This window comes from Streptomyces sp. NPDC048337, from assembly GCF_043201175.1.
In the GTDB taxonomy this organism is placed as follows: domain Bacteria; phylum Actinomycetota; class Actinomycetes; order Streptomycetales; family Streptomycetaceae; genus Streptomyces.
Genome location: NZ_JBICYR010000019.1, coordinates 152,314 through 176,577 on the forward strand (window position 1 = coordinate 152,314; position 24,264 = coordinate 176,577).

Sequence of the window (24,264 nt, forward strand, 5' to 3'; positions counted from 1 at the left end):
CTGGAGGTTCCGTGGTACAGGCGTACATCCTTATCCAGACCGAGGTGGGCAAGGCGTCGTTCGTCGCCGAGTCCATCGGCCAGATCCCGGGGGTGATCCAGGCCGAGGACGTGACGGGCCCGTACGACGTGATCGTGCGCGCCCAGGCCGACACCGTGGACGAGCTCGGCCGCATGGTCGTGGCCAAGGTCCAGCAGGTGGAGGGGATCACCCGCACCTTGACCTGCCCGGTGGTCCATCTGTAGCCCCCGTCTACTCTTGGCCGGTGATGTCCCTCCACCGCCGGCCCGTCCGTCTCCTGGCCCTGCCCGCCTTCTCGGCCCTGCTGGCCCTGGCGGGCTGTGCCCCGGGTGGTTCCGAGGCCCGGGTGGACCCGCCGCCCACGCCGCCCGCCGATGTCGCCGGGTTCTGTGCCGCGCTGCACGAGGAACTCCCGGAGAAGGTGGCCGGCCTGGCGCGGACCGGGACCGCACCGGAGTCCGATCTGACGGCCGCGTGGGGCGGCTCGGCGATCGTACTGCGGTGCGGTATCCCCAAGCCCCCCGAGATGGCGGATCCGAAGCAGGAGGGCGTCGAGGTCAACGGCGTCGGGTGGCTGCTGGAGAAACTCCCCGACAGCGCGGGCGGGGGGTTCCGGTTCGTCACCGGGATGCGGCTGGCGTATACCGAGGTCCGGGTCGACAAGGAGCATGCCACGGATGCGGGGATGCTGGTCGGCCTGTCCACGGCGGTCGCAGCGACCGTGCCGGTGGGCATCTCCTCCTACTGAGGGCGTCCGCCCGAGCACACCGCCGCCCGCTGGGAATCCCCCAGCGGGCGGTCGGCTGTACAGGGCGAGCCCCGGCGGCTAGCGCAGCCCGGTGGAGCGGCGCAGGGCCGCCTGGATCAGGCGGTCCACCAGCTCCTGGTACTCGATGCCCGATTCCTGCCACATCCGCGGGTACATGGAGATCGGCGTGAAGCCCGGCATCGTGTTGATCTCGTTGATGACGAAGCTGCCGTCCTCGGTGAGGAAGAAGTCGGCGCGCACCAGGCCCTCGCAGGACGCGGCCTCGAAGGCCTCGATCGCGAGCCGCTGCACCTCGGCGGTCTGCTCCGGGGTGAGCGGGGCGGGCACGATCCCGGAGGCGGAGTCGATGTACTTCGCCTCGAAGTCGTAGAAGTCGTGGCTGGAGACCGGCGGGATCTCGGCGGGCACGCTCGCGCGCGGGCCGTCCTCGAACTCCAGGACCCCGCATTCGATCTCGCGGCCGCGCAGCAGCGCCTCCACGATGATCTTCGGGTCGTGGCGCCGGGCCTCGCGGATCGCCGCGTCCAGGCCGGAGGCGTCGTCGACCTTGGTGATGCCGATGGAGGAGCCGGCCCGGGCGGGCTTGATGAACAGCGGCCAGCCGTGCTCGGCGGCGAAGTCCAGGATCTTGGCCTCGGCGGCGTCCCGGTCGGCTTCCCACTCGCGGGGGCGGATGGTCACGTACGGGCCGACGCGCAGCCCGAAGGAGGTGAACACCCGCTTCATGTAGTCCTTGTCCTGGCCGACGGCCGAGGCGAGGACGCCGGAGCCGACGTACGGGATCCCGGAGAGCTCCAGGAGGCCCTGGAGGGTGCCGTCCTCGCCGTACGGGCCGTGCAGCACGGGGAAGACGACGTCGACCTCGCCCAGGGCCTTGGGAACGGCGCCGGGCTCGGTGTAGACGACCTCGCGGCGGGCCGGGTCGACCGAGAGCACGACGGCGCCGTCCTCGGACTCGGCGAGCTCCTCGACGTTCGGGAGCCTGCGGTCGGCGATGGCCATCCGCGACGGCTCGTCGGCCGTCAGGGCCCACCGGCCGTCCGTGGTGATGCCGATGGGCAGCACCTCGTACTTGGAGCGGTCGATGGAGCGCAGGACCGCGCCCGCCGTGACGACCGAGATGGCGTGTTCCGAGCTGCGGCCGCCGAACACGACGGCCACGCGGGGCTTGCGGCCCTGCTGCTCAGGGGTCTGGGGGAGGTTCTCGCTGCTCATATCGCCACGAGGGTACCCGCTCGTGCGTCCGGAAAGGAGTCAGCGCCGTTCCGGTTTGGCGCTGCGTCCCATCAGTTCCTTGAGCGCGACCAGGGTCGGCTTGCCGTGGTGGACGATGTCCACGACGGTGTCGGTGATCGGCATGTCCACCCCGTGGCGGCGTGCCAGATCGGCCACGGACTGGCAGGACTTGACGCCCTCGGCGGTCTGCTTGGTGACCGCGATGGTCTCCTCCAGGGTCATCCCGCGGCCGAGGTTGGTGCCGAAGGTGTGGTTCCGGGAGAGCGGCGAGGAGCAGGTGGCGACCAGGTCGCCGAGGCCGGCGAGGCCGGAGAAGGTGAGCGGGTCGGCGCCCATCGCCACGCCCAGGCGGGTGGCTTCGGCCAGTCCGCGGGTGATGAGCGAGCCCTTGGTGTTGTCTCCGAGGCCCATGCCGTCGGCGATGCCGACGGCGAGGCCGATGACGTTCTTGACGGCGCCGCCGAGTTCGCAGCCGATGACGTCGGTGCTCGTGTACGGGCGGAAGTACGGGGTGTGGCAGGCGGCCTGGAGGCGCTGGGCGACGGCCTCGTCCACGCAGGCGACGACGGAGGCGGCGGGCTGCCGGGCGGCGATCTCGGCGGCCAGGTTGGGTCCGGTGACGACGGCGATGCGCTCGGCCGGGACCTTGGCGACTTCCTCGATGACCTCGCTCATCCGCTTGGCGGTGCCGAGTTCGATGCCCTTCATGAGGGAGACGAGCACGGTGTCGGGGGCCAGCAGCGGCGCCCAGGCGGCGAGGTTGCCGCGCAGGGTCTGGGAGGGGATGGCGAGGACGGTGAAGTCGGCGCCCGCGGCGGCCTCGGCGGGGTCGGTGGTGGCGCGGAGGATCGCCGGCAGTTCGACGTCGGGGAAGTAGTCCGGGTTGGTCCGGCCGGTGTTGATGGCGTCGACCACTTCCCGGCGGCGGCCCCAGAGGGTCACCTCGCAGCCGGCGTCGGCGAGGACGATGGCGAAGGCCGTGCCCCACGAGCCGGTTCCGAAGACGGTCGCCTTGACGGGACGTGTCACTTCTTGCCCTCCCCCGCGGCCTTGCGCCGCTGTTCCGCCCTGGCCTTGCGATGGTCGTACGGCTGCTCGGGCGCGGTCTCTCCGCGTACGTCCTCCAGCAGCGCGGTGATGGCCGCCATGATGACCTCGGTGACCTCCTTGAGCACGTCCGGGGTGGGTTCCCGGTCGTAGTACGCGGAGAGGTCCACGGGCGGTCCCGCGAGCACCTGGAGGGTCTTGCGCGGGAAGAGCCGGACCTTGTCCTCCTTGGCGTAGGGCGGCATCGCGAGGTTCGCGCCCCACTGGGCCACCGGAATGACGGGGGCCTTGGTGATCAGCGCGACGCGGGCGGCGCCGGTCTTGCCGGCCATCGGCCACATGTCGGGGTCGCGGGTGAGGGTGCCCTCCGGGTAGAACGCCACGCATTCGCCGCGCTCGATCGCGTCCACCGCGGCGCGGAACGCGTCCAGGGCGTTGGTGGTCTCGCGGTAGACCGGGATCTGCCCGGATCCGCGCAGGATCGCGCCGACGACGGGCACCTTGAAGAGGGCGGCCTTCGCGAGCAATCGGGGCACCCGGCCGGTGTTGTACTGGAAGTGCGCGTAGGACAGCGGGTCCAGATACGAGTTGTGATTGACGGCGGTGATAAAGCCGCCCTCGGCCGGAATGTGCTCCATTCCCCGCCAGTCCCGCTTGAAGAGCACTACCAGCGGCGGTTTTGCGATGACCGCCGCCAGGCGGTACCAGAAGCCGATTCTGCGGCGGGACACTCGGACACCTTCCTCTAGGACCGGTGCGCAGCTTGGGCACCTCGTGGGCCGGACAAGTGTGGCCCCAGGCCCGGTCTCTGTCGAGAACACCGTACGCCCCGCTCAGGGCACCGGACCCCCGGGTTGCCCGGGCGGAGGTGACAATGGGCCGACACATGACCCGGTCATGACCCGGCCATGGCCTGTGAATGTGCCGGAGCGCACCGGAGGGAAGGGGTCCGTCACGAACGCCGTCTGGAGTCTGGTGGTCCCGCTGAAGCCTCTGGCGAGGGCCAAGAGCCGTCTGGCGGCGGCCGTGGGCGCGTCCCGCCCGGGGCTAGCGCTCGCCTTCGCCCAGGACACCGTGGCGGGGGCGCTGGCCTGCGCGGCGGTCGCGGATGTGGTGGTCGTCACGGACGACGCGGAGGCCGGTGCGGAACTGGCCCGGCTGGGCGCGCGGATCGTGCCGGACGCCCCGGGTGCCGGGCTCAACGCGGCGCTGGCCCACGGGGCGCGGGCGATACGTGCGGGGCGGCCGGGGGCGGCCGTGGCCGCGATGAACGCGGATCTGCCGGCACTGCGGCCGCCGGAATTGCTACGCGTGCTCGAAACCGCCTCCGCATTTCCCCGGGCATTTCTGGCGGATGCGGCCGGAATCGGGACGACCTTGCTTTCCGCGGCTCCGGAGGTGGAATTGGCACCCTCGTTCGGCGGCCCCTCGCGGGCGAGGCATTCCGCGTCGGGGGCGGTGGAAATCGCTCTGGCGGGCGTGGACAGCGTGCGCCGGGACGTGGACACGGCGGAGGACCTGCGGACGGCGCTCGCCCTCGGTGTGGGCCGTCACACGGCCCGATACAGTGCCGGTATGCAGGCGACCGCGTACACGTACGACTCCCAGACCCGCAGCGGCAGTGTGCTGCTGGACGACGGCACCCCGGTGCCCTTCGAGGCCGCGGCCTTCGACGCGGGGGGCCTGCGCCTGCTGCGGCCCGGGCAGCGGGTCCGGATCGAGACGGACGGCGAGGGTCCGAGCCTGCGGATCACCCTGGTCACGCTGCAGACGTTCTGACCCGCACACGGCCCTCACCTGCGAAAACGCACCGCGGGCCGGCTTCCCCGCGGTGGGGAAACCGGCCCGGCGTGTGTGACTCGTGCCCCTACTTCTTGCGGGCGGTGGTCTTCTTCGCGGTGGCCTTGCGCGTCGCCGTCTTCTTGGCGGGCGCCTTCGTCGCCGCGGTGGCCTTCTTGGCCGCCGGGGCGGTCTTCTTCGCGGTGGCGGTGGTCTTCTTGGCCGCCGCCGTCGCCTTCTTGGCGGTGGTGGCCTTCTTCGCCGCGGCCGTCGTCTTCTTCGCGGCGGCCGTGGTCTTCACCGCCGCCTTCTTCGCGACCGCGGTCTTCTTGACGGCGGCCTTCTTTGCGACCGCGGTCTTTGCCGCCGCCTTCTTGGCGGTGACCTTCTTCGCGGCGACCTTCTTGATCGCGGCGCCACCGCTGAGGCTGCCCTTGGGCGCCTTCTTGACGGAGACCTCGCCGCCCTTGGGGAGCTTCTTGGTGCCGCTGACCAGGTCCTTGAACCCCTGGCCCGCACGGAAGCGGGGCACCGAGGTCTTCTTGACCCGGACGCGCTCTCCGGTCTGCGGGTTGCGGGCGTAACGGGCCGGACGATCGACCTTCTCGAACGAGCCGAAGCCCGTGACCGAGACCCGGTCGCCCGCGACGGTAGCGCGGACGATCGCGTCCAGTACCGCGTCGACAGCGTCCGCGGCCTGCTGGCGGCCGCCCAGCTTGTCGGCAATCGCTTCTACGAGCTGCGCCTTGTTCAACGTCTTCCCCTTCGGAGACTTCGCCAGAACGAATGTGTTCAAGCTTATTTCGCACGTTAGGCGGATATATACCGCAAATCAAACACGAAACGGGCTAATCACCCTAGTGCCGCAACGCTGGAGGCCGTTACGGAGTTCCTTCGCATCAGTCGCCTTCAGGGAATCGACCCTCGTCGAGGTCCTTCATCAACCTGTCCAGGCGCCTTGCCGCATCGGCGAGATCGTGCTTCGCCGCGGCCGTGACGACCAACAGCTTCCGGGACAGCGCCATCCTTACGCCCTCCGGGACTTGCAGTGCGCGCACCCGTGTGTGTGCTTCTTTCAACCGGTCCGCGACGAGTTCGTAGAGCTCGAGTTGACTGTCGCGTTCCATGCACAGATTGTGCCATCTGGGGCGAGTTGTCGCCTCACGGGGCCTCAACAAACGCCTGTGCCCCCCGCCGTAAGGCGGGGGGCACAGTGTTGTCGAAGTGATCACCCAAGGGCGAATAAGCCCTGATCAGGCCGGAATCAGGCCTGAATCGTGCGCGGCTTGAAGGCCGGTCGGGCGCTTTCGTACGTGGCGATGTCCGCTTCGTTCTGAAGGGTGAGCGAGATGTCGTCCAGACCCTCCAGCAGACGCCAGCGGGCGTTGTCGTCGAGCTCGAACTCCGCCTCGACGCCTTCCGCTCGCACCTGGCGGGCGACCAGGTCGACCGTGATCTCGGCGGTCGGGTCGGCCTCGGTCAGCTCCCAGAGCCGGTCGACGGTCTCCTGCGGCAGTACGACGGTCAGCAGGCCGTTCTTCAGCGAGTTCCCGCGGAAGATGTCGGCGAAGCGGGAGGAGATGACCGTCTTGAAGCCGAAGTTCTGCAGGGCCCATACGGCGTGCTCGCGCGAGGAACCGGTACCGAAGTCGGGGCCGGCGACCAGCACGGTCGCCCCGGCGCGCTCCGGGCGGTTGGTGACGAACTCCGGGTCCTTGCGCCAGGCCTCGAAGAGCCCGTCCTCGAACCCGTCGCGGGTGATCTTCTTCAGCCAGTGGGCCGGGATGATCTGGTCGGTGTCGACGTTGCTGCGACGCAGCGGGACGGCCCGGCCGGTGTGGGTGGTGAAGGCTTCCATGGTTCTCAGACTCCGGCGGTGGCGGTGGCGTCGGACAGGTCGGCGGGCGAGGCCAGATGGCCCAGCACCGCGGTGGCGGCGGCCACCTGCGGGGAGACCAGGTGCGTACGCCCGCCCTTGCCCTGCCGGCCCTCGAAGTTGCGGTTGGAGGTGGACGCGGAGCGCTCACCGGGGGCCAGTTGGTCGGGGTTCATGCCCAGACACATCGAACAGCCCGCGTGCCGCCACTCGGCGCCGGCCTCCTTGAAGACCTTGTCCAGGCCCTCCTCCACGGCCTGGAGGGCGACCCGGACGGAGCCGGGGACGACCAGCATCCGTACGCCGTCGGCGACTTTGCGGCCCTCGATGATCCCGGCGACGGCGCGCAGGTCCTCGATGCGGCCGTTGGTGCAGGAACCTACGAAGACGGTGTCGACCTTGATCTCACGCAGCGGGTGTCCGGCGGTCAACCCCATGTATTCCAGGGCCTTTTCGGCGGCCAGGCGCTCCGAAGCGTCCTCGTACGAAGCCGGGTCGGGGACGTTGGCCGACAGCGGCGCGCCCTGGCCCGGGTTGGTGCCCCAGGTGACGAACGGGGACAGCGCGGAGCCGTCGATGACGACCTCGGCGTCGAAGACCGCGTCCTCGTCGGTGCGCAGGGTCTTCCAGTACGCGACCGCCGCGTCCCAGTCCTCGCCCTTGGGCGCGTGGTCGCGGCCCTCCAGGTAGTCGAAGGTGGTCTGGTCGGGGGCGATCATGCCCGCGCGGGCACCGGCCTCGATCGACATGTTGCAGATGGTCATGCGGGCTTCCATCGACAGCTTCTCGACGGCCTCGCCGCGGTACTCCAGGATGTAGCCCTGGCCGCCGCCGGTGCCGATCTTGGCGATGATCGCCAGGATCAGGTCCTTCGCGGTGACACCCTCGGCCAGCTCGCCGGTGACGGTGATCGCCATCGTCTTGGGGCGGGCCAGCGGCAGGGTCTGGGTGGCCAGCACGTGCTCGACCTGGCTGGTGCCGATGCCGAAGGCCAGCGCGCCGAAGGCGCCGTGGGTGGAGGTGTGGGAGTCGCCGCAGACCACCGTGGTGCCGGGCTGGGTCAGGCCCAGCTGCGGTCCCACGACGTGGACGACACCCTGCTCGACGTCACCCAGCGAGTGCAGGCGAACACCGAACTCGGCGCAGTTCTTGCGCAGCGTCTCCAGCTGGGCCCGGGAGACCGGGTCCGCGATCGGCTTGTCGATGTCGATGGTGGGGGTGTTGTGGTCCTCGGTCGCGATGGTGAGGTCGAGGCGTCGGACCTTGCGGCCGGCCTGACGCAGACCGTCGAAGGCCTGCGGGCTGGTCACCTCGTGCAGCAGGTGCAGATCAATGAAGAGGAGGTCGGGCTCGCCTTCGGCGCGCCGGACGACGTGGTCGTCCCAGACCTTCTCCGCGAGTGTCCTACCCATCGCTTTCCCTCCGGCTCACCGTCCCGGGCCCAGTGGTTCGTGGACCCGTACATACAGACTCGCTGGTTCTTGGAAAAATTGAACTTGCGTTTCACAGTGTGAGACGTGAATATCGTTTCATGGACAACTCTAGCGGCGTCGGCGTTCTCGACAAGGCAGCTCTGGTACTGAGCGCACTGGAGTCCGGTCCGGCCACCCTCGCCGGGCTGGTCGCGGCGACAGGGCTCGCACGACCCACGGCACATCGCCTTGCCGTGGCACTGGAACACCACCGGATGGTGGCGAGGGACATGCAGGGCCGGTTCATCCTCGGCCCGCGGCTGGCGGAGCTCGCCGCCGCGGCCGGCGAGGACCGCCTGCTGGCCACGGCGGGACCGGTACTCACGCACCTCCGGGACGTGACGGGCGAGAGCGCGCAGCTCTACCGCCGTCAGGGAGACATGCGCATCTGCGTGGCGGCCGCGGAACGGCTCTCGGGCCTCCGCGACACCGTCCCGGTGGGCTCCACGCTCCCCATGAAGGCCGGCTCGGCCGCGCAGATCCTGATGGCCTGGGAGGAGCCGGAGCGGCTCCACCGCGGCCTCCAGGGGGCGCGCTTCACGGCGACGGCGCTCTCGGGCGTGCGGCGTCGCGGCTGGGCGCAGTCGATCGGCGAGCGGGAGCCCGGTGTGGCCTCCGTCTCGGCGCCCGTGCGCGGGCCGTCGAACCGCGTGGTGGCCTCCGTGTCGGTCTCCGGGCCGATCGAGCGGCTGACCCGCCACCCGGGCCGGATGCACGCCCAGGCCGTCATAGACGCGGCCGCCCGCCTCACGGAGGCCCTGCGCCGCTCCGGCTGACCTCCGCACCCACCTGTCACTCCCCCGGGCCCGGGGGCGCGTACGACGCCGCACACGTCCGAACACGCGCCGCCGGGCCCTCACTTGCACCCGGGAGCCCGGTGCGCGGGAACGACGAAAGAGGCCCTCCGCGATGAACGCGGAGGGCCTCTTCGATGCGTACCCCCGACCGGATTCGAACCGGCGCTACCGCCTTGAGAGGGCGGCGTGCTAGGCCGCTACACAACGGGGGCATGCCTTACAGCTTGCGCTGCACTGCGCTGGGCTACCAGGACTCGAACCTAGAACAAAGGAACCAGAAACCTTCGTGTTGCCAATTACACCATAGCCCAAAGTGGTCTATACCAGACCAACAGTACCCCCGACCGGATTCGAACCGGCGCTACCGCCTTGAGAGGGCGGCGTGCTAGGCCGCTACACAACGGGGGCCCTAGCGATCCTGCATCAAGACGTACGGGAGCTACCCAGGACACCTCACGGGAAGGATCTGTACCCCCGACCGGATTCGAACCGGCGCTACCGCCTTGAGAGGGCGGCGTGCTAGGCCGCTACACAACGGGGGCAAAGCACTGCGTTACTGCTGCACTGCGCTGGGGTACCAGGACTCGAACCTAGAATAAGGGAACCAGAAACCCTCGTGTTGCCAATTACACTATACCCCACCGAAAGTCAAGCCCTTATCGGAACTTTCTTTCGAGTGGCGCCCCCGTCCGGCCTTTCGGCCCGCTCCGGCGGCGCAGAAAGAACATTACCGGATGCCTGACCGTGCTCCAAAACGGGTATCCCCTGCCAGCAGCTCCGGCAGCTGTTCGAGGCCTGCGATCCGGTGCACGCCGTCGGGCCCGGCCCCGCGTCCGCCGTCGCGGTCGAGCCAGACGGCCAGCAGGCCGGCGTCCCGGGCCCCGCGGGCGTCGATCTCCGGCTGGTCCCCCACGTACGCCACGTCGCCCGGCGGCAGCCCCATCGCGTCGCAGGCGGCCAGGAAGGCGCCGGCCTCCGGCTTGCTGACGCCGAGCTCGACGGCGCAGACCAGCACCTCGAAGCGGTCGCGCAGGCCGAGCTCACGCAGTTTGGGGTCCTGGTTGACGGTGGAGGAGTTGGAGAGCACCCCGTGCCGGTAGTCCTCGGCGAGGGCGTCGAGGGCGGGCACCACGTCGGGGAAGACGGTCCACTGGGCCTTGTAGTGCTCGATGTACCGGTCGAACCAGGCATCGGCCTCGTCCGCGGTCATCGAGGGCTCCCCGAGGAACTCCCGCACCCGCGCCTGGCGCTGACCCTGGAAGGTCCCCTCGCCGGCAGCGAAGCGCGCCCAGTGCCGATCGGTGATCTCCCGCCACAGCGCCAGCGCCTGTTCGGGAGTCCCGTACCGCTCCGCCAACCGCTCGGCGTCCAGCTGCCGCGCGAGCCCGGCCGCATCGGCCCCGGTGTAGTCGAACAGGGTGTCGTCGATGTCCCACAGCACGGCACGGATCGGCATATGACCGACCCTACGCCGCAGGCGGCCTCCACGGAGGCGTTTCCGGTCTTCCGGAACGCCTCGGGGGGCGGCGGCCGAGAGAGATCGGCTGCCGCCCCCCGAGGGTGCGTACGGGTGCGGGTTACGCGGCGGCCAGCTTGGCCAGCGTCGCGTCGATGCGGGACAGGGAGCGCTCCTTGCCCAGGATCTCCAGGGACTCGAAGAGGGGGAGGCCGACCGTCCGCCCGGTGACGGCCACGCGGACCGGCGCCTGGGCCTTGCCGAGCTTGAGGCCGTGGGCCTCGCCGGCGGTCAGGACGGCCTGCTTGAGGGACTCCGGGTCCGACCAGTCGGCGTTCGCCAGGTTCTCGCGCGCCGTGGTCAGCAGGGCCGCCGGCTCGCCCTTCATGGCCTTGTCCCACGAGGCCTGGTCCTCGACCGGCTCCTTCAGGAACAGGAAGTCGACGTTGGCCGTGATGTCCGACAGGACCGTCACACGGGTCTGGGCGTACGGCGCGATGCGCGCCCACGCCTCGGCGTCGAAGTCCTCGGGCGCCCAGTTGGCGTGCGGGGCCCGCAGCCACGGGGTGCAGGCGTCCGCGAAAGCCTTCGGGTCGAGGAGGCGGATGTGGTCGCCGTTGATCGACTCGGCCTTCTTGAGGTCGAAGCGCGCCGGGTTGGCGTTGACGCCGTCGATGTCGAACTTCCCGACCATCTCCTCGATGGAGAAGACGTCCTGGTCCTTGGAGAAGGACCAGCCGAGGAGCGAGAGGTAGTTCAGCAGGCCCTCGGGGAGGAAGCCGCGCTCGCGGTACAGGTTGAGCGAGGATTCGGGGTCGCGCTTGGAGAGCTTCTTGTTGCCCTCGCCCATCACGTACGGCAGGTGGCCGAAGGACGGGATGCCCTTGGCCACGCCCAGCTCGATCAGCGCCTTGTACAGGGCGATCTGGCGGGGGGTCGAGGAGAGCAGGTCCTCGCCGCGCAGGACGTGGGTGATCTCCATCAGCGCGTCGTCGACCGGGTTGACCAGCGTGTACAGCGGCGCGCCGTTGGCCCGGAGGATGCCGAAGTCCGGCACGTTGTCCGGGGTGAAGGTGAGCTCGCCGCGGACGAGGTCCGTGAAGGTGATGGGCTCGTCGGGCATCCGGAATCGGACGATCGAGGAGCGGTGCTCGCCCTGGTACGCCTCCAGCTGCGCGGCGCTGAGCTCGCGGCAGTGGCCGTCGTAGCCCGAGGGCTTGCCGGCCGCGCGGGCGGCCGCGCGGCGCGCGTCGAGCTCCTCGGTGGTGCAGTAGCAGTTGTACGCGTAGCCGCCGTCGATCAGCTTCTTCGCGACGTCCGCGTAGATGTCCATGCGCTCGGACTGGCGGTACGGGGCGTGCGGGCCGCCCACCTCGGGACCCTCGTCCCAGGTGAAGCCGAGCCAGCGCAGCGAGTCGAGCAGCTGGTTGTACGACTCCTCGGAGTCGCGGGCCGCGTCGGTGTCCTCGATCCGGAAGACGAACGTACCGCCGTGGTGGCGGGCGAACGCCCAGTTGAAGAGGGCCGTGCGGACCAGACCCACGTGGGGGTTGCCGGTCGGGGAGGGACAGAAACGTACGCGGACGTTCGCGTTAGCCACGCTTGATCACCTTGTTGGTGAGAGTGCCGATGCCTTCGATGGTGACGGCGACCTCGTCGCCGACGTTGAGGGGGCCGACTCCGGCCGGGGTCCCCGTGAGGATGACGTCGCCCGGGAGCAGCGTCATGGCCTCGGTGATGTGGACGATCAGGTCCTCGATGGAGCGAACCATGTCGCTGGTGCGGCCGAGCTGGCGCTGTTCGCCGTTGACGGTGCACTGGATGGTCAGGTCGCTCGGGTCCAGGTCGGTCTCGATCCAGGGGCCGAGGGGGCAGGAGCTGTCGAAGCCCTTGGCCCGGGCCCACTGCTTCTCCCGCTGCTGGACGTCGCGCGCGGTGACGTCGTTGGCGCAGGTGTAGCCGAGGATGACGTCCTTGACGCGCTCCCTGGGGACCTCGCGGCACATGCGGCCGATGACCACGGCGAGCTCCGCCTCGTGGTGGAGGTCCTGGGAGAAGGAGGGGTACGTGATCGGGTCGCCCGGGCCGACCACCGAGGTGGAGGGCTTGAAGAAGGTGATCGGGGCGTCCGGGACCTCGTTACCCAGCTCCGCCGCGTGCTCCGCGTAGTTGCGGCCGATGGCCACGACCTTGTTGGGGAGCACGGGCGGCAACAGCCGGACCTTGCTCAGCGGGACCTTCGTACCGGAGAGCTCGAAGTCCGCGAACGGGATGCCCTTGATGATGTCGAGGACGAGCTCCCCTTCGGCGCCGGGGGCGGCGTCGCCCTCGACCGCGCCGAAGGCGACATTGCCGTCGATCGAGAACCTGGCGATGCGCACGTGTTGCGTCTGCCCCTCTTGTATTCCGCTGGCTGGAGTCTGCGTCCCCAGGCTAACGCGGCGGGCAGCGGCGCTTCGCGTTCTGTTCCGCGGCGGCTACTGCGCGGCGGTGGCCTCGGGTGCGTCCATCAGGATCGTGCGGCGCGGGTTCGCGGTCTGGGTCGGCAGCTCGACGGCGTGCTCCGGGGTGGCCGGGGCCGCCTGCAGCTCCTCGGCGTCCCTGAGGTGCGCGAGGGTGGTGCGGCGGGGGTTGGCTATGTTGCGGAACATCGGCGACGTCGTCTTCATCGGAGTTTTCGGGCCCTCGGCTCGGAGTGAATGGTGTCGGTCGGTGCATGCGCCAACCCTTGAAGAGGCAAGGCTAAACATCTGAATCCCCCGCCGAACCAGGAAGTAATGGCCACGACTATGTGAGTTTGCTCACCCGTGACCTGGCATTACCGGCATAACGGACAGTCAATTCTGCCCCGCAAAACAGACATTGCGCCACTGAATGAGTCATTCCGCTGCTGATCATCTCGACTGGGACACCTTGACAGCCTCCGCGTTTGGAGGGCGTAAGTCCGCTTTGTCGCGGAATCGGTCCCACATCGCGTAGCGCGTCTGTCACGAACCGTCACCGACTCTCCGGGCCGACGCTCGCACCTTGTTGGAGATCCTCCACTGTGCTGGAATTCGCGGGACCGCCGCGGGTATCAGCCGGCGCGCAGGTGGCGCAAGACAGCGCTGCGCGCGGCGGCAAGGAGAGGGAGACGCGCCGGTCACCGACGACCACCATGGGGCCGTCAGTGCCCCACGACTCGACACCGTCCCACCGGTCGCCCGGCGGGACGCCTGGTCCAGAGGTTGCGACGCTAGTGCAGGGACGATTCAAGAGGGACAGCGCTGCGGCGGAGCAGGAGCCCCGCGGCGGGACCGACCGTGGCTCCTCGCCCCAGCACGCCCAGAACCGCGGGCCGGCTGTCGAAGGCGCAGGCCCCGACTCCTCCACGACGGTGAAGGCGAAGGGCCGAGGCAGGTCCAAGGCCGCCAAGCCCGCCAAGGCCGGGTCGGTCGAGCAGGACGTGGCGATACCCAAGGCCCCCAGTGGGCCCGGTTCCCGTCTCGCGATGCAGAACTGGCGCATCAGCACGCGCCTCGTGTCGCTGCTGACCCTGCCGGTCGTCGCCGCCACCACGCTCGGTGGCTTCCGCATCAACGACTCGCTCAACGACATCGCCCAGCTGGAGCACATGCAGCTGCTGACGACGATGACCCGGCAGGCCACCAACCTGGCCGCCGCGCTCCAGGAGGAGCGCGACAAGTCCGCGGGTCCGCTGTCCGTCGCGCCGGGCAAGCAGAACAGCATCGTCGACGGCGTCCGTGAGACGACCGACTCCGCCGCCAAGTCCTTCGCCGCCGCGACCGACAAGGTCGACAACACGGAGGACAAGGACGAGACGCTCAAGTCGATCCGCAACAACATCCTGCAGATCGGCCGCCAGCTCACCAACCTCGAGGAAATCCGCAAGAAGGCGTACGCCAACGGCGCCCAGCAGACCGTCACCGAGTACAACGCGCTGATCGTCTCGCTGCTCTCGCTCTCCGCGGACATGGCCCAGGCCACCTCCAACCCGGAGATGATCAAGCGCACGCGCGCCCTGGCGGCCTTCTCCGCCTCCAAGGAGTACGCCTCCGTCCAGCGCGCGATCATCGCCGCCTCGCTCCCCGACAGCGCCGAGAAGCAGGGCACGCTCAAGGAGAACGACCGGCTCTACGGTCTCTCCGCGCTCAAGGGCGAGCAGCAGGCGAAGAAGACCTTCGAACTCGTCTACCAGGGCCACTCCGAGGAGCTCCTCTCCTCGCTCGGCGACGGCAACACGGAGATCGGCACCGCCGACCACTACGCGCGCCGCGTCCTGGCCACCGAGGGGCAGTTCGGCAAGGAGAAGAACCGGTCCTGGATGGACTGGTACGACGCCGACGACACCAAGCTCCAGGCCATGAAGCAGATCGAGCTGACGCTGCTCGAGGACATGGAGCAGAAGGCCCGCGAGCTCAAGAACGAGTCGCAGCAGGACGCCATCATCAACGGTGCCCTGATCCTCCTCGTCCTCGGTGTCTCCCTCGTCGGCGCCTTCGTCATGGCCCGCTCGATGATCCGCTCGCTGCGCCGCCTCCAGGACACCGCGACCCGCGTGGCCCAGGACCGACTGCCCGAGCTCGTCAAGCAGCTGTCGGAGTCCGACCCGCAGGACGTGGACACGTCCGTGGAGTCCGTCGGCCTGCACACCCGCGACGAGATCGGCCAGGTGGCCGCGGCCTTCGACGACGTGCACCGCGAGGCCGTCCGCCTCGCCGCCGAGCAGGCCCTCCTGCGGGGCAACGTCAACGCGATGTTCACCAACCTCTCGCGCCGCTCCCAGGGCCTCATCCAGCGTCAGCTGTCGCTCATCTCCGAACTGGAGTCGCGCGAGGCCGACCCGGACCAGCTGTCCTCGCTCTTCAAGCTCGACCACCTCGCGACCCGCATGCGCCGTAACGGCGAAAACCTCCTCGTCCTCGCGGGCGAGGAGCCGGGCCGCCGGTGGACCCGCCCCGTCCCGCTCGTCGACGTGCTCCGCGCCGCCGCGTCCGAGGTGGAGCAGTACGAGCGCATCGAACTGGCGTCGGTGCCCGGCACCGACGTGGCCGGTCGCGTCGTCAACGACCTCGTGCACCTCCTCGCCGAGCTGCTGGAGAACGCCACCTCGTTCTCCTCCCCGCAGACCAAGGTCAAGGTCACCGGTCACGCGCTGCCCGACGGCCGTGTGCTCGTCGAGATCCACGACACCGGTATCGGCCTCTCCCCCGAGGACCTCGCCGCGATCAACGAGCGGCTCGCTTCGCCGCCCACCGTGGACGTCTCGGTGTCCCGTCGAATGGGTCTGTTCGTGGTCGGCCGCCTGTCCCTGCGACACGGCATCCGCATCCAGCTGCGCCCCTCCGACTCGGGCGGTACGACGGCCCTCGTCATGCTTCCGGTGGACGTCGCCCAGGGCGGCAAGAAGCCGGGCCCGATGCCGGGTGCCTCCGGCGGTCCGCAGGGTGGCCCCGGTGCCGCTCCGGGCAACCAGGGCGGTCCCGGCAAGCAGGCTTCCGTTCCCGGTGCGGGCGCGCGTCCGCCCGTGGGCGCGGCTCCGCAGCGCGGCCAGGTCGCCGGTGGCGGCCAGCGTGCCGCCCTGCCGGGACGCGACGGTGCCGGTGCCGGGCAGCGTCCGCAGGGCCCGCAGGGCGGTCCGGGTGCACCCGGCGGCCGCCCGCAGCCGGGTCCGACGACCGCGGGTCAGGGTCAGGGTGCCTTCGGTGCCGGTGCGCCACTCGCGGGCCGCGGTCCGCAGGCCCGTCCGGCGCCCGCGCCGACCGCTTCCGGTCAGGGCGGCTTCCCGCAGGGCAACGGCTTCGAGCGTCCGCAGCAGCCCCAGCAGGCTCCGCAGCACCAGCAGCAGTCGGCCGCTCCCGCGGCTCCGGCTCCGCGCGGCCCCCGGCCGCAGCTGCCGCCGCGCGGTGGCGCCCCGCGTGCGGAGCTTCCGAGCCCGCAGACCACCAGCTGGGGTGCCGACCAGGCCCGCGGCCACGACGAGCTCTCGGGCCCCGGCTCGACGGCCGAGTTCGCGCGCCCGGACTTCAACGCCCCGATGCCGCAGGCGGACGGCCTGAACAGCACGACCGGACAGTTCGAGCGCCCGGACGTACGGGGTCCCGTGGACCCGTCCGCCACCGGCCAGTTCGAGCGCCCCGGCTACCCGCAGCAGCGGCCCGGCGGTCCCGGTGTCGGCGGCTACGCCCGCCAGCCCCAGGCCCCGCAGCAGCCTCAGGCCCAGCAGCAGGGTGGCTACGCCCCCGCGGCGCCCCAGCGTCCGGAGGCCCCGCGGCTGCCGCAGGCCCACCGGCCCGAGGCGCTGCCCCCGGCCCCCGCCTCGGCGGAGGCCCGCAGCCCGATCTTCGACACGCTGGAGTCGAACTGGTTCCGCGAGGAGGGCCAGCAGCAGGCCCCCGCGCAGGCGCCGTCCACGGCGATACCCCAGCAGGGCCAGCAGCCGCAGCAGTCCGCCCCGGCGGCCCCCGCTCCGCAGCAGCACCTGCCGCAGCGCGGCCAGGAGCAGGCGCCGGAGCCCGCCACCGCGGCGACCGGCGCCATGCCGACCGTCAGCTGGAAGTCCTCGCCGAACGACGAGCTGATGCGACAGGCCGAGCGCGTGCGCCAGCCCGCCGCCGGCGGCATCACGACCTCGGGCCTGCCCCGCCGTGTCCCGCGGGCCAACCTCGTGGCCGGCACCGCGCAGCAGCAGGCCGACGCGCAGCCCGGTCCGCAGGTCTCGCGTGCCCCGGACGACGTCCGCGGCCGCCTGACCAACCTCCGACGCGGTATCCAGCAGGGCCGTCAGGCCGGCAGCAGCGGCCCGGCGACCGGCAGTTACCACATCGACCCCACTTACCAGCAGGAGCGATAGTTGAGTTCGATGAGCCAGGCGGCACAGAACCTGAACTGGTTGATCACCAACTTCGTGGACAACACCCCCGGGGTGTCCCACACGGTGGTGGTCTCCGCCGACGGACTCCTTCTGGCGATGTCCGAAGGTTTCCCCCGTGACCGCGCGGACCAGCTGGCGGCCGTGGCCTCCGGTCTGACCTCGCTGACCGCCGGAGCCTCCCGCATCTTCGAGGGCGGCGCCGTCAACCAGACCGTGGTCGAGATGGACCGGGGATTCCTCTTCCTCATGTCCGTCTCCGACGGGTCCTCGCTGGCCGTACTGGCGCACCCCGAGTGCGACATCGGCCTCGTGGGCTACGAGATGGCCCTCCTCGTGGACCGTGCCGGCAGTGTCCTCACCCCGGACCTGCGAGCGGAACTCCAGGGAAGCCTGCTCATCTGACTTTCCCTCTCCCGGCCGGACGGTACTACCGGCCGGGAGACCGGGGTCCGCCCCGGAACCCAGTACCACCGACAGGCCGTCATCCCGTCCCCCCACCGGCCGCCCTGTCAGACGGCACGCTGACCACTGCTGTCCAGCCCGGAGGATCAATGACCCCGCCCCCCGCCTACCCCGATGCGTACGGAGATTCGTACTCGGAAGGCGACCAGCCGCTGGTGCGTCCGTACGCGATGACCGGCGGCCGGACCCGACCCCGCTACCAGCTCGCCATCGAGGCCCTGGTCAGCACCACGGCCGATCCGATGCACCTGTCCGGCCTGCTCCCTGAGCACCAGCGCATCTGCACCCTGTGCCGCGAGGTCAAGTCGGTCGCGGAGGTCTCCGCACTGCTGTCGATGCCGCTCGGTGTCGCCCGGATCCTCGTCGCCGACCTGGCGGAGGCCGGAATGGTGGCCATCCACCAGCCGGGCAATGGAGAGGCCGGCGGCACGCCGGACGTCACGCTGCTCGAAAGGGTGCTCAGTGGACTTCGCAAGCTCTAACGGCGGGGCGGCCCGCTCCACCACCTCCGCGAAGATCGTGGTCGCGGGCGGCTTCGGCGTGGGCAAGACCACGTTCGTCGGAGCCGTGTCCGAGATCAACCCACTGCGCACCGAAGCCGTCATGACCAGCGCCTCCGCCGGTATCGACGACCTCACCCACACCGGTGACAAGACGACCACCACGGTCGCCATGGACTTCGGCCGCATCACCCTGGACCAGGACCTGATCCTGTACCTCTTCGGTACCCCCGGTCAGGACCGCTTCTGGTTCATGTGGGACGACCTCGTCCGCGGCGCCATCGGTGCGATCGTGCTGGTCGACACCCGCCGGCTGGCCGACTGCTTCCCCGCGGTGGACTACTTCGAGAACAGCGGGCTGCCGTTCGTCGTGGCCCTCAACGGCTTCGAGGGACACCAGCCCTACACCCCGGAGGAAGTCCGCGAGGCCCTGCAGATCGGCCCGGACGCCCCCATCATCACCACCGACGCCCGCCACCGGGCGGACGCCAAGAGCGCGCTCATCACACTCGTCGAGCACGCCCTCATGGCACGCCTCAAGTAACACCCACACCGCCCGCCCGGCTCAAGCGGCACCACTCAAGTACCACTGGTTCTTCACAACGTGAGGGGGCGGGCTGTGTCATAGGACACGGCCCGCCCTCTTCGTTCATAACGTTTCGACAGACAATTGCGGCCAGTTCGCCACAGGGCGCATTCGGTTGATGCCGCTGCGCTCACAACTCCCCCCATTTTTGCCGTAGGACGCTCTTTATGTCCGTTTTACGTGGGGGACAAGGCTCTGGGAATGGCCGCTTTCAACTGTTTGGAGCGCGGCCGTCAATCGTGCTGGAATTCAACGAACTAGCTAGTAGCACCGCCGGAAGGTTGTTGGTCGAGTGAGGCGAAGCAACGCAAGCCCCGCGGTTGAATCCGCGCGCGGCAACTTCACCCCGCCGCCGCGAGCGGCCGCGTCGCCCGTCGACGTGCCCGTGGAACCACCCGCGAGCGGGGGGAGCTCCAGCAGGTTCTCCCCCCGCAACTGGCGCGTGCCGACGCGTCTGAACGCCATCCTGCTCGTGCCGGCCCTCGTCGGGCTGGTCATGGGCGGCTACCAGGTGAAGGGCTCCATCGACACCTGGAACGAGGCCAAGGACGCCGAGAAGATAGCCAGGGTCGTCCAGGCGGCCTCCGAATACAGCCAGGCGCTCCTCAACGAGCGCGACCTCAGCGCCGAGCCGCTGCTGAGCGGCCAGCAGGCCGGCGAGGTCGTCACCAAGGTCCGCGGGAACACCGACGCGGCCAAGGTGAAGTTCGACCAGGCCGTCCAGGACCTGCCGAAGAACCAGGGCATGGAACGGCGTCTGGAGCTCTTCCGCGCGGAGGAGCCCAGGCTCCAGGACGTCCGCAAGAGCGCGTACCAGGCCGCGATCGAGACCCCGAAGAAGAGCCTCCCCACCGCGCCCGGCCCCATCCCGACCGAAGAGGGGTACGTGCTGGTCCAGCACTACCTCATGCAGTTCGCGAACGAGCTGGGCCTCGGCACCGGGAACGTGACCTCGTACGGCCGCATGGTCTACGCGGTCCAGCTGGCCAAGGCGGCGAACTCGCTGCAGCGCTCCGTCGGCACCCATCTGCTGGTCCGCCCGAGCACGGACGAGAACATCCGCAAGGCACAGCTCGTCGCCTTCTCCTCCTACGCCTACCTCGAGGAAATCGCCATCGGCGAGTACGTCGCGGCGGGTACCGAGGACGACGTGAACCACCTCAAGCAGGTGATGCAGCGGAAGTCCGACGAGGGCGCGGCCAAGCTCGCCGAGGCCAAGCAGAAGGCCGAGCAGGCGGGCGTCAAGTTCGTGCCCCCGCCGGTCGCGGCCAACAAGTCGGTCCTGACCGGCATGACCGAGGCGATCGCCAGCGGCCAGGACAAGACCAAGCTGGCCGCCGCCGGCACCACGCCCATGGCCTGGCAGGCCGCCGCCACCGCGAAGTTCGACGGCTACGACGAGATCGAGAAGGACCTCCTCGACAAGGCCGTCAAGGACGCCGTCGCGGTCTCCGACGACGCCCGCACCGACGCCATCACCAACGGCGCGATCGTGGTCGTCGCCCTGCTCGCCGCCTTCATCTTCGCGGGCCTGATGGCCCGCCAGATGGGCCGCTCCATGCGCCGCCTGCGCCGTGCCGCCTTCGACATCGCCGAGCAGCGCCTGCCGATGCTCGTCGACCAGCTCTCGCGCACCGACCCGGGCAAGGTGGACACCCGCGTCCACCCGATCCCGATCGACTCCCAGGACGAGATCGGCGAGGTCGCCCGCGCCTTCGACCAGGTCCACCGGGAAGCGGTCCGGCTCGCCGCCGAGCAGGCGCTCCTGCGAGGGAACGTCAACGCGATCTTCACGAACCTCTCGATGCGCAACCAGTCGCTGATCGAGGGCCAGCTGACCCTCATCACCGACCTGGAGAACAACGAGGCGGACCCGGACCAGCTGGAGAACCTCTTCCGCCTGGACCACCTGGCCACCCGTATGCGCCGCAACGGCGAGAACCTCCTCATCCTCGCGGGTGAGAACCCGGGCCGCCGCTGGGACCAGCCGGTCCCCCTCGTCGACGTCCTGCGCGCCGCCTCCTCCGAGGTGGAGCAGTACGAGCGCATCGAGCTCTCGGGCGTCTCCGACGCCGAGATCCACGGCCAGGCCGTGACCGACCTCGTGCACCTGCTCGCCGAGCTGCTGGAGAACGCCACCACGTTCTCCTCCCCGCAGACCAAGGTCCGCGTCAACGCCACGCGTCTGCCCGACGGCCGCGTGATGGTCGAGATCCACGACAAGGGCATCGGCCTCACCGCCGAGGACTTCGCGGACATCAACCACAAGCTGGCCAACCCGCCGACCGTGGACGCCGCGATCTCGCAGCGCATGGGTCTGTTCGTGGTCGGCCGGCTGGCGGACCGCCACAGCATCCGCGTCCAGCTGCGCCCCTCGGGCGAGGCGGCGGGCACGACCTCGCTGGTCATGCTCCCCGACGCCATCACCCACGGTGGCGGCGGCGAGGGCATTCCGGACGACGACTTCACCGTCTCCCAGATCATCCCGGAGCAGAAGGCCCAGCTGGCCCCGCCCCTGCGCACGGCCGCCGAGCTCGGTTTCGACGACTCCCGCTACGACCAGCCGGGCGGCGACCCGCGCGATCTCGACCCGGTGGGGCGGTCCCTCGTACGCGAGGAGCGGCGTGCCGCGCTCGAGGCCCAGGTCGGCTACGCCCAGGAGCAGCGGTTCGACGACCAGGCGGCCCAGGCCGACCAGCAGTATGCGGAACCTCAGCCTGAGCACGGGTACCAGCCGTACCAGGGCTACGAGCAGCAGTCCGAGCAGGGCTACGACGCCTCCTACGAGCCCCAGCAGGCTCAGCAGGGCTACGACGCGTACCCGCAGCAGGGTTACTCGTATCCGGAAGCTGGGTACGAGGATCAGCAGCAGGAGGCCCAGTCCTACGACGGTGGCTACGAAGCCCAGTCGGAGCAGGCAGACTGGCCCCAGCAGAACCCCTACCCGGCGGCCTACCAGCAGGATTACGGGACCGAATCGGAACCCCCTGCCGGTCCCGAACAGGCCCCGGACCGCGTAGGCTTCGACCGTCCGGGCGCCACTGCCGACACCGGTCACGAGGTGACCGGAGCGGGCCTGCCGCGCCGCGGCAGCCAGCAGCAGTGGCAGCCGGCACAGCAGGAAGCGGAGTCCCCCGGATCCCTCTTCGAGCAGCGCCCGCCGCGTCAGCGGCAGGCCGCCGCCCCGGAGCGGGCCCCGGAGGAGAAGGAAGCCGACACCGGCTGGCGTTCGGGCAACGACGAGCGCTGGCAGCAGGCGGCCAAACTCCGTGAGCCGAAGGCGGGCGGGGTCACCCCGTCCGGTCTCCCTCGGCGGGTGCCCAAGGCCAACCTGGTCGAGGGTGCTGCGGAGACGACCCCGCAGGGCGGCCCCCAGGTCTCCCGCGCCCCGGAGGACGTCCGCGGCAGGTTGAGCAACCTGCGGCGCGGTGTCCAGCAGGGACGCAGCGCGGGTTCCGAGCAGTCAAGTAACAGCTATGACCAGGAGCGTTAGTGTGAGCCCGATGAGCCAGGCGGCACAGAACCTGAACTGGTTGATCACCAACTTCGTGGACAACACCCCCGGGGTGTCCCACACGGTGGTGGTCTCCGCCGACGGCCTTCTTCTGGCGATGTCCGACGGATTCCCGCGTGACCGCGCCGATCAGCTGGCGGCCGTGGCCTCCGGTCTGACCTCGCTGACCGCCGGAGCCTCCCGCATCTTCGAGGGCGGCGCCGTCAACCAGACGGTGGTCGAGATGGACCGAGGGTTCCTTTTCCTCATGTCCGTCTCGGACGGATCTTCGCTCGCGGTGCTCGCGCACCCCGAGTGCGACATCGGCCTCGTGGGCTACGAGATGGCTCTTCTGGTGGATCGCGCGGGCAGTGTCCTCACCCCGGACCTGCGCGCCGAGCTGCAGGGCAGTCTTCTCAACTAGCAGACAGGCAGTGCGTTTCGCGTCATCGCACCATAGGGTGCGGTGGCGCGGTTCCACAGGGAGTACTGCGTTCTTGGAGTCGGAGGAGGAAACGTGACAACACCCGGAGGACATCCTTATGGCGGCGCGCAGCAGCCGCAGGGTGGGCACGACCAGAACCGCTTCAACTTCCCTTCCGCTCCCAGCCGGCCCGTGCCGGAGCACAACCCGTACCAGCAGCAGCCGTACGGACAGCCCCAGCCGCCTCAGCAGCCCCAGATGCCTCAGCAGCAGCCTCCGCGCGCCATGCGGCAGCCGGCTCCGAAGGCCCACAACCCGCTGGTGCGCCCGTACGCGATGACCGGCGGCCGTACCCGGCCGCGCTACCAGCTCGCCATCGAGGCGCTGGTCAGTACCACGGCCGATCCCACGCGGCTGCAAGGGCAGTTGCCCGAGCACCAGCGCATCTGCCGCCTGTGCCAGGAGATCAAATCCGTCGCGGAGATCTCGGCACTTCTCTCCATTCCTCTTGGTGTGGCCCGCATCCTCGTCGCCGACCTGGCTGAGGCGGGCCTTGTCGCCATTCACCAGCCCGGCGGCGACGAGTCCGCCGGCGGCCAGCCAGACGTGACACTGCTCGAAAGGGTGCTCAGTGGACTTCGCAAGCTCTAACGGCGGAACCGCTCGTTCCACCACCTCCGCGAAGATCGTGGTGGCGGGCGGCTTCGGCGTGGGCAAGACCACGTTCGTCGGCGCGGTCTCCGAGATCAACCCCCTGCGCACCGAAGCCGTCATGACCAGCGCCTCCGCGGGCATCGACGACCTCACCCACACCGGTGACAAGACGACCACCACGGTCGCCATGGACTTCGGCCGCATCACCCTGGACCAGGACCTGATCCTGTACCTCTTCGGTACCCCGGGACAGGACCGCTTCTGGTTCATGTGGGACGACCTCGTCCGCGGCGCGATCGGCGCCGTCGTCCTCGTGGACACGCGCCGCCTCGCCGACTGCTTCCCGGCCGTCGACTACTTCGAGAACAGCGGGCTGCCGTTCGTCATCGCCCTCAACGGCTTCGACGGGCACCAGCCCTACACCCCGGAGGAAGTCCGCGAGGCCCTGCAGATCGGCCCGGACGCCCCCATCATCACCACCGACGCCCGCCACCGGGCGGACGCCAAGAGCGCGCTCATCACGCTCGTCGAGCACGCCCTCATGGCGCGCCTGCGGTAGTCCGGCTCCTGCCGGCGGCTCCAGCCGCGTACGAAAGGCCCCCGTGTCCCGCGACACGGGGGCCTTCGCGTGCGCCGTGGTCCGCCGCGGGGACTCTCCTGCGCGTACGCGGAAGGCCCCGCACCCTGGAGCGGGTGCGGGGCCTTCTGGGGCTCTGGAATCAGCCCTGCCAGCTGTGGGGGGCGCGGAAGCCCGGGGTGCGTTCCAGGCGGCGCCAGCCGGCCTGGGAGCGGGTGGGGGCGGGGATCTCGGGGGTGGC

22 protein-coding genes, 5 tRNA genes and 2 pseudogenes are annotated in these 24,264 nt (G+C 70.0%); 12 read left to right on the forward strand and 17 right to left on the reverse strand.

Features of this window, described 5'->3' with window-relative positions:
* The first annotated feature begins 11 nt into the window (after nucleotides 1-11).
* A complete protein-coding gene (locus ACGFYU_RS27390) occupies nucleotides 12-245 on the forward strand; it encodes an Lrp/AsnC family transcriptional regulator (protein ID WP_030028650.1) in 234 nt (77 codons plus the stop codon).
* A gap of 23 nt (nucleotides 246-268) precedes the next feature.
* The gene (locus tag ACGFYU_RS27395) at nucleotides 269-769 is read left to right on the forward strand and encodes a DUF3515 domain-containing protein (RefSeq protein WP_393829968.1); all 501 of its coding nucleotides are present in this window, start codon (nucleotides 269-271) and stop codon (nucleotides 767-769) included.
* 78 nt (nucleotides 770-847) lie between these two features.
* Here ACGFYU_RS27395 and ACGFYU_RS27400 read toward each other — a convergent pair whose 3' ends face one another.
* The 3 genes from ACGFYU_RS27400 to ACGFYU_RS27410 are packed head-to-tail and all read right to left on the reverse strand — an operon-like array spanning nucleotide 848 to nucleotide 3,804.
* Nucleotides 848-2,005, reverse strand: coding sequence for a D-alanine--D-alanine ligase family protein (locus ACGFYU_RS27400; RefSeq protein ID WP_393829969.1), 1,158 nt, complete (start codon nucleotides 2,003-2,005; stop codon nucleotides 848-850).
* A 39-nt stretch (nucleotides 2,006-2,044) separates the two neighbouring features.
* Nucleotides 2,045-3,055: an NAD(P)H-dependent glycerol-3-phosphate dehydrogenase gene (locus ACGFYU_RS27405; RefSeq protein ID WP_393829970.1), complete on the reverse strand. Its 1,011-nt coding sequence runs from the start codon at nucleotides 3,053-3,055 to the stop codon at nucleotides 2,045-2,047.
* Nucleotides 3,052-3,804 (reverse strand): lysophospholipid acyltransferase family protein, encoded by a 753-nt coding sequence (locus ACGFYU_RS27410; protein WP_393829971.1) that lies wholly within the window; start codon nucleotides 3,802-3,804, stop codon nucleotides 3,052-3,054. Before ACGFYU_RS27410 ends, ACGFYU_RS27405 begins: the two co-directional genes overlap by 4 nt.
* Before the next feature lie 190 nt (nucleotides 3,805-3,994).
* Here ACGFYU_RS27410 and cofC point away from each other — a divergent pair.
* Nucleotides 3,995-4,648: pseudogene (gene cofC, locus ACGFYU_RS27415) on the forward strand (2-phospho-L-lactate guanylyltransferase); the annotation flags it as partial.
* 292 nt (nucleotides 4,649-4,940) lie between these two features.
* Here cofC and ACGFYU_RS27420 read toward each other — a convergent pair.
* The 4 genes from ACGFYU_RS27420 to leuC all read right to left on the reverse strand — a co-directional run bounded on the left by ACGFYU_RS27420 (nucleotide 4,941) and on the right by leuC (nucleotide 8,140).
* Complete coding sequence (locus tag ACGFYU_RS27420) at nucleotides 4,941-5,606, reverse strand: HU family DNA-binding protein (RefSeq protein ID WP_393829972.1); 666 nt, start codon at nucleotides 5,604-5,606, stop codon at nucleotides 4,941-4,943.
* 145 nt (nucleotides 5,607-5,751) lie between these two features.
* On the reverse strand, nucleotides 5,752-5,979 hold the full coding sequence (locus ACGFYU_RS27425) for a hypothetical protein (protein WP_079429951.1): 228 nt from the start codon (nucleotides 5,977-5,979) through the stop codon (nucleotides 5,752-5,754).
* A 137-nt stretch (nucleotides 5,980-6,116) separates the two neighbouring features.
* Complete coding sequence (gene leuD / locus ACGFYU_RS27430) at nucleotides 6,117-6,710, reverse strand: 3-isopropylmalate dehydratase small subunit (protein WP_382640946.1); 594 nt, start codon at nucleotides 6,708-6,710, stop codon at nucleotides 6,117-6,119.
* A gap of 5 nt (nucleotides 6,711-6,715) precedes the next feature.
* A complete protein-coding gene (gene leuC / locus ACGFYU_RS27435; RefSeq protein WP_393829973.1) occupies nucleotides 6,716-8,140 on the reverse strand; it encodes a 3-isopropylmalate dehydratase large subunit in 1,425 nt (474 codons plus the stop codon).
* Nucleotides 8,141-8,259: 119 nt separating this feature from the next.
* On the opposite strand from leuC, the gene ndgR reads away from it, so the two are divergent.
* Entirely contained in the window at nucleotides 8,260-8,976 is a 717-nt protein-coding gene (ndgR, locus tag ACGFYU_RS27440; protein WP_007266782.1) for an IclR family transcriptional regulator NdgR, read from the forward strand.
* Between the two features lie 160 nt (nucleotides 8,977-9,136).
* On the opposite strand, the gene ACGFYU_RS27445 is transcribed toward ndgR, so the two are convergent.
* The 9 genes from ACGFYU_RS27445 to ACGFYU_RS27485 all read right to left on the reverse strand — a co-directional run bounded on the left by ACGFYU_RS27445 (nucleotide 9,137) and on the right by ACGFYU_RS27485 (nucleotide 13,122).
* A tRNA-Glu gene (locus tag ACGFYU_RS27445) sits at nucleotides 9,137-9,209 on the reverse strand.
* A gap of 27 nt (nucleotides 9,210-9,236) precedes the next feature.
* Nucleotides 9,237-9,308, reverse strand: a tRNA-Gln gene (locus ACGFYU_RS27450).
* 24 nt (nucleotides 9,309-9,332) lie between these two features.
* Nucleotides 9,333-9,405: transfer RNA gene (locus ACGFYU_RS27455), tRNA-Glu, on the reverse strand.
* A gap of 61 nt (nucleotides 9,406-9,466) precedes the next feature.
* A tRNA-Glu gene (locus tag ACGFYU_RS27460) sits at nucleotides 9,467-9,539 on the reverse strand.
* 27 nt (nucleotides 9,540-9,566) lie between these two features.
* Nucleotides 9,567-9,638 (reverse strand) — tRNA-Gln (locus ACGFYU_RS27465).
* A gap of 86 nt (nucleotides 9,639-9,724) precedes the next feature.
* Nucleotides 9,725-10,453: an HAD family hydrolase gene (locus tag ACGFYU_RS27470; RefSeq protein WP_393829974.1), complete on the reverse strand. Its 729-nt coding sequence runs from the start codon at nucleotides 10,451-10,453 to the stop codon at nucleotides 9,725-9,727.
* Between the two features lie 121 nt (nucleotides 10,454-10,574).
* Nucleotides 10,575-12,053, reverse strand: coding sequence for a glutamate--tRNA ligase (gltX, locus tag ACGFYU_RS27475; RefSeq protein ID WP_393829975.1), 1,479 nt, complete (start codon nucleotides 12,051-12,053; stop codon nucleotides 10,575-10,577).
* Nucleotides 12,046-12,834, reverse strand: coding sequence for a fumarylacetoacetate hydrolase family protein (locus tag ACGFYU_RS27480; protein ID WP_393829976.1), 789 nt, complete (start codon nucleotides 12,832-12,834; stop codon nucleotides 12,046-12,048). Before ACGFYU_RS27480 ends, gltX begins: the two co-directional genes overlap by 8 nt.
* Nucleotides 12,835-12,930: 96 nt before the next feature.
* Nucleotides 12,931-13,122, reverse strand: a complete 192-nt coding sequence (locus ACGFYU_RS27485) for a hypothetical protein (RefSeq protein WP_393829977.1) — start codon at nucleotides 13,120-13,122, stop codon at nucleotides 12,931-12,933.
* A gap of 569 nt (nucleotides 13,123-13,691) precedes the next feature.
* Here ACGFYU_RS27485 and ACGFYU_RS27490 point away from each other — a divergent pair.
* The 8 genes from ACGFYU_RS27490 (at nucleotide 13,692) to ACGFYU_RS27525 (ending at nucleotide 24,005) form a co-directional block, all read left to right on the forward strand.
* Complete coding sequence (locus ACGFYU_RS27490) at nucleotides 13,692-17,306, forward strand: nitrate- and nitrite sensing domain-containing protein (protein WP_393829978.1); 3,615 nt, start codon at nucleotides 13,692-13,694, stop codon at nucleotides 17,304-17,306.
* A 9-nt stretch (nucleotides 17,307-17,315) separates the two neighbouring features.
* On the forward strand, nucleotides 17,316-17,729 hold the full coding sequence (locus ACGFYU_RS27495) for a roadblock/LC7 domain-containing protein (protein WP_008739864.1): 414 nt from the start codon (nucleotides 17,316-17,318) through the stop codon (nucleotides 17,727-17,729).
* A gap of 149 nt (nucleotides 17,730-17,878) precedes the next feature.
* On the forward strand, nucleotides 17,879-18,271 hold the full coding sequence (locus tag ACGFYU_RS27500; RefSeq protein ID WP_007266775.1) for a DUF742 domain-containing protein: 393 nt from the start codon (nucleotides 17,879-17,881) through the stop codon (nucleotides 18,269-18,271).
* Entirely contained in the window at nucleotides 18,252-18,833 is a 582-nt protein-coding gene (locus tag ACGFYU_RS27505; RefSeq protein ID WP_365166226.1) for an ATP/GTP-binding protein, read from the forward strand. Before ACGFYU_RS27500 ends, ACGFYU_RS27505 begins: the two co-directional genes overlap by 20 nt.
* A 334-nt stretch (nucleotides 18,834-19,167) precedes the next feature.
* Nucleotides 19,168-22,368, forward strand: a complete 3,201-nt coding sequence (locus ACGFYU_RS27510; RefSeq protein WP_393829979.1) for a nitrate- and nitrite sensing domain-containing protein — start codon at nucleotides 19,168-19,170, stop codon at nucleotides 22,366-22,368.
* A gap of 10 nt (nucleotides 22,369-22,378) precedes the next feature.
* A complete protein-coding gene (locus tag ACGFYU_RS27515; RefSeq protein ID WP_030037347.1) occupies nucleotides 22,379-22,792 on the forward strand; it encodes a roadblock/LC7 domain-containing protein in 414 nt (137 codons plus the stop codon).
* Nucleotides 22,793-22,885: 93 nt separating this feature from the next.
* Nucleotides 22,886-23,443 (forward strand): DUF742 domain-containing protein, encoded by a 558-nt coding sequence (locus tag ACGFYU_RS27520; protein ID WP_393829980.1) that lies wholly within the window; start codon nucleotides 22,886-22,888, stop codon nucleotides 23,441-23,443.
* Nucleotides 23,424-24,005, forward strand: coding sequence for an ATP/GTP-binding protein (locus tag ACGFYU_RS27525; RefSeq protein WP_393829981.1), 582 nt, complete (start codon nucleotides 23,424-23,426; stop codon nucleotides 24,003-24,005). The genes ACGFYU_RS27520 and ACGFYU_RS27525 overlap by 20 nt, the downstream gene beginning before the upstream one ends.
* A 160-nt stretch (nucleotides 24,006-24,165) precedes the next feature.
* Here the strand turns inward: ACGFYU_RS27525 and ACGFYU_RS27530 are convergent.
* Nucleotides 24,166-24,264, reverse strand: a pseudogene (locus ACGFYU_RS27530) (acyl-CoA carboxylase subunit epsilon); the annotation flags it as partial.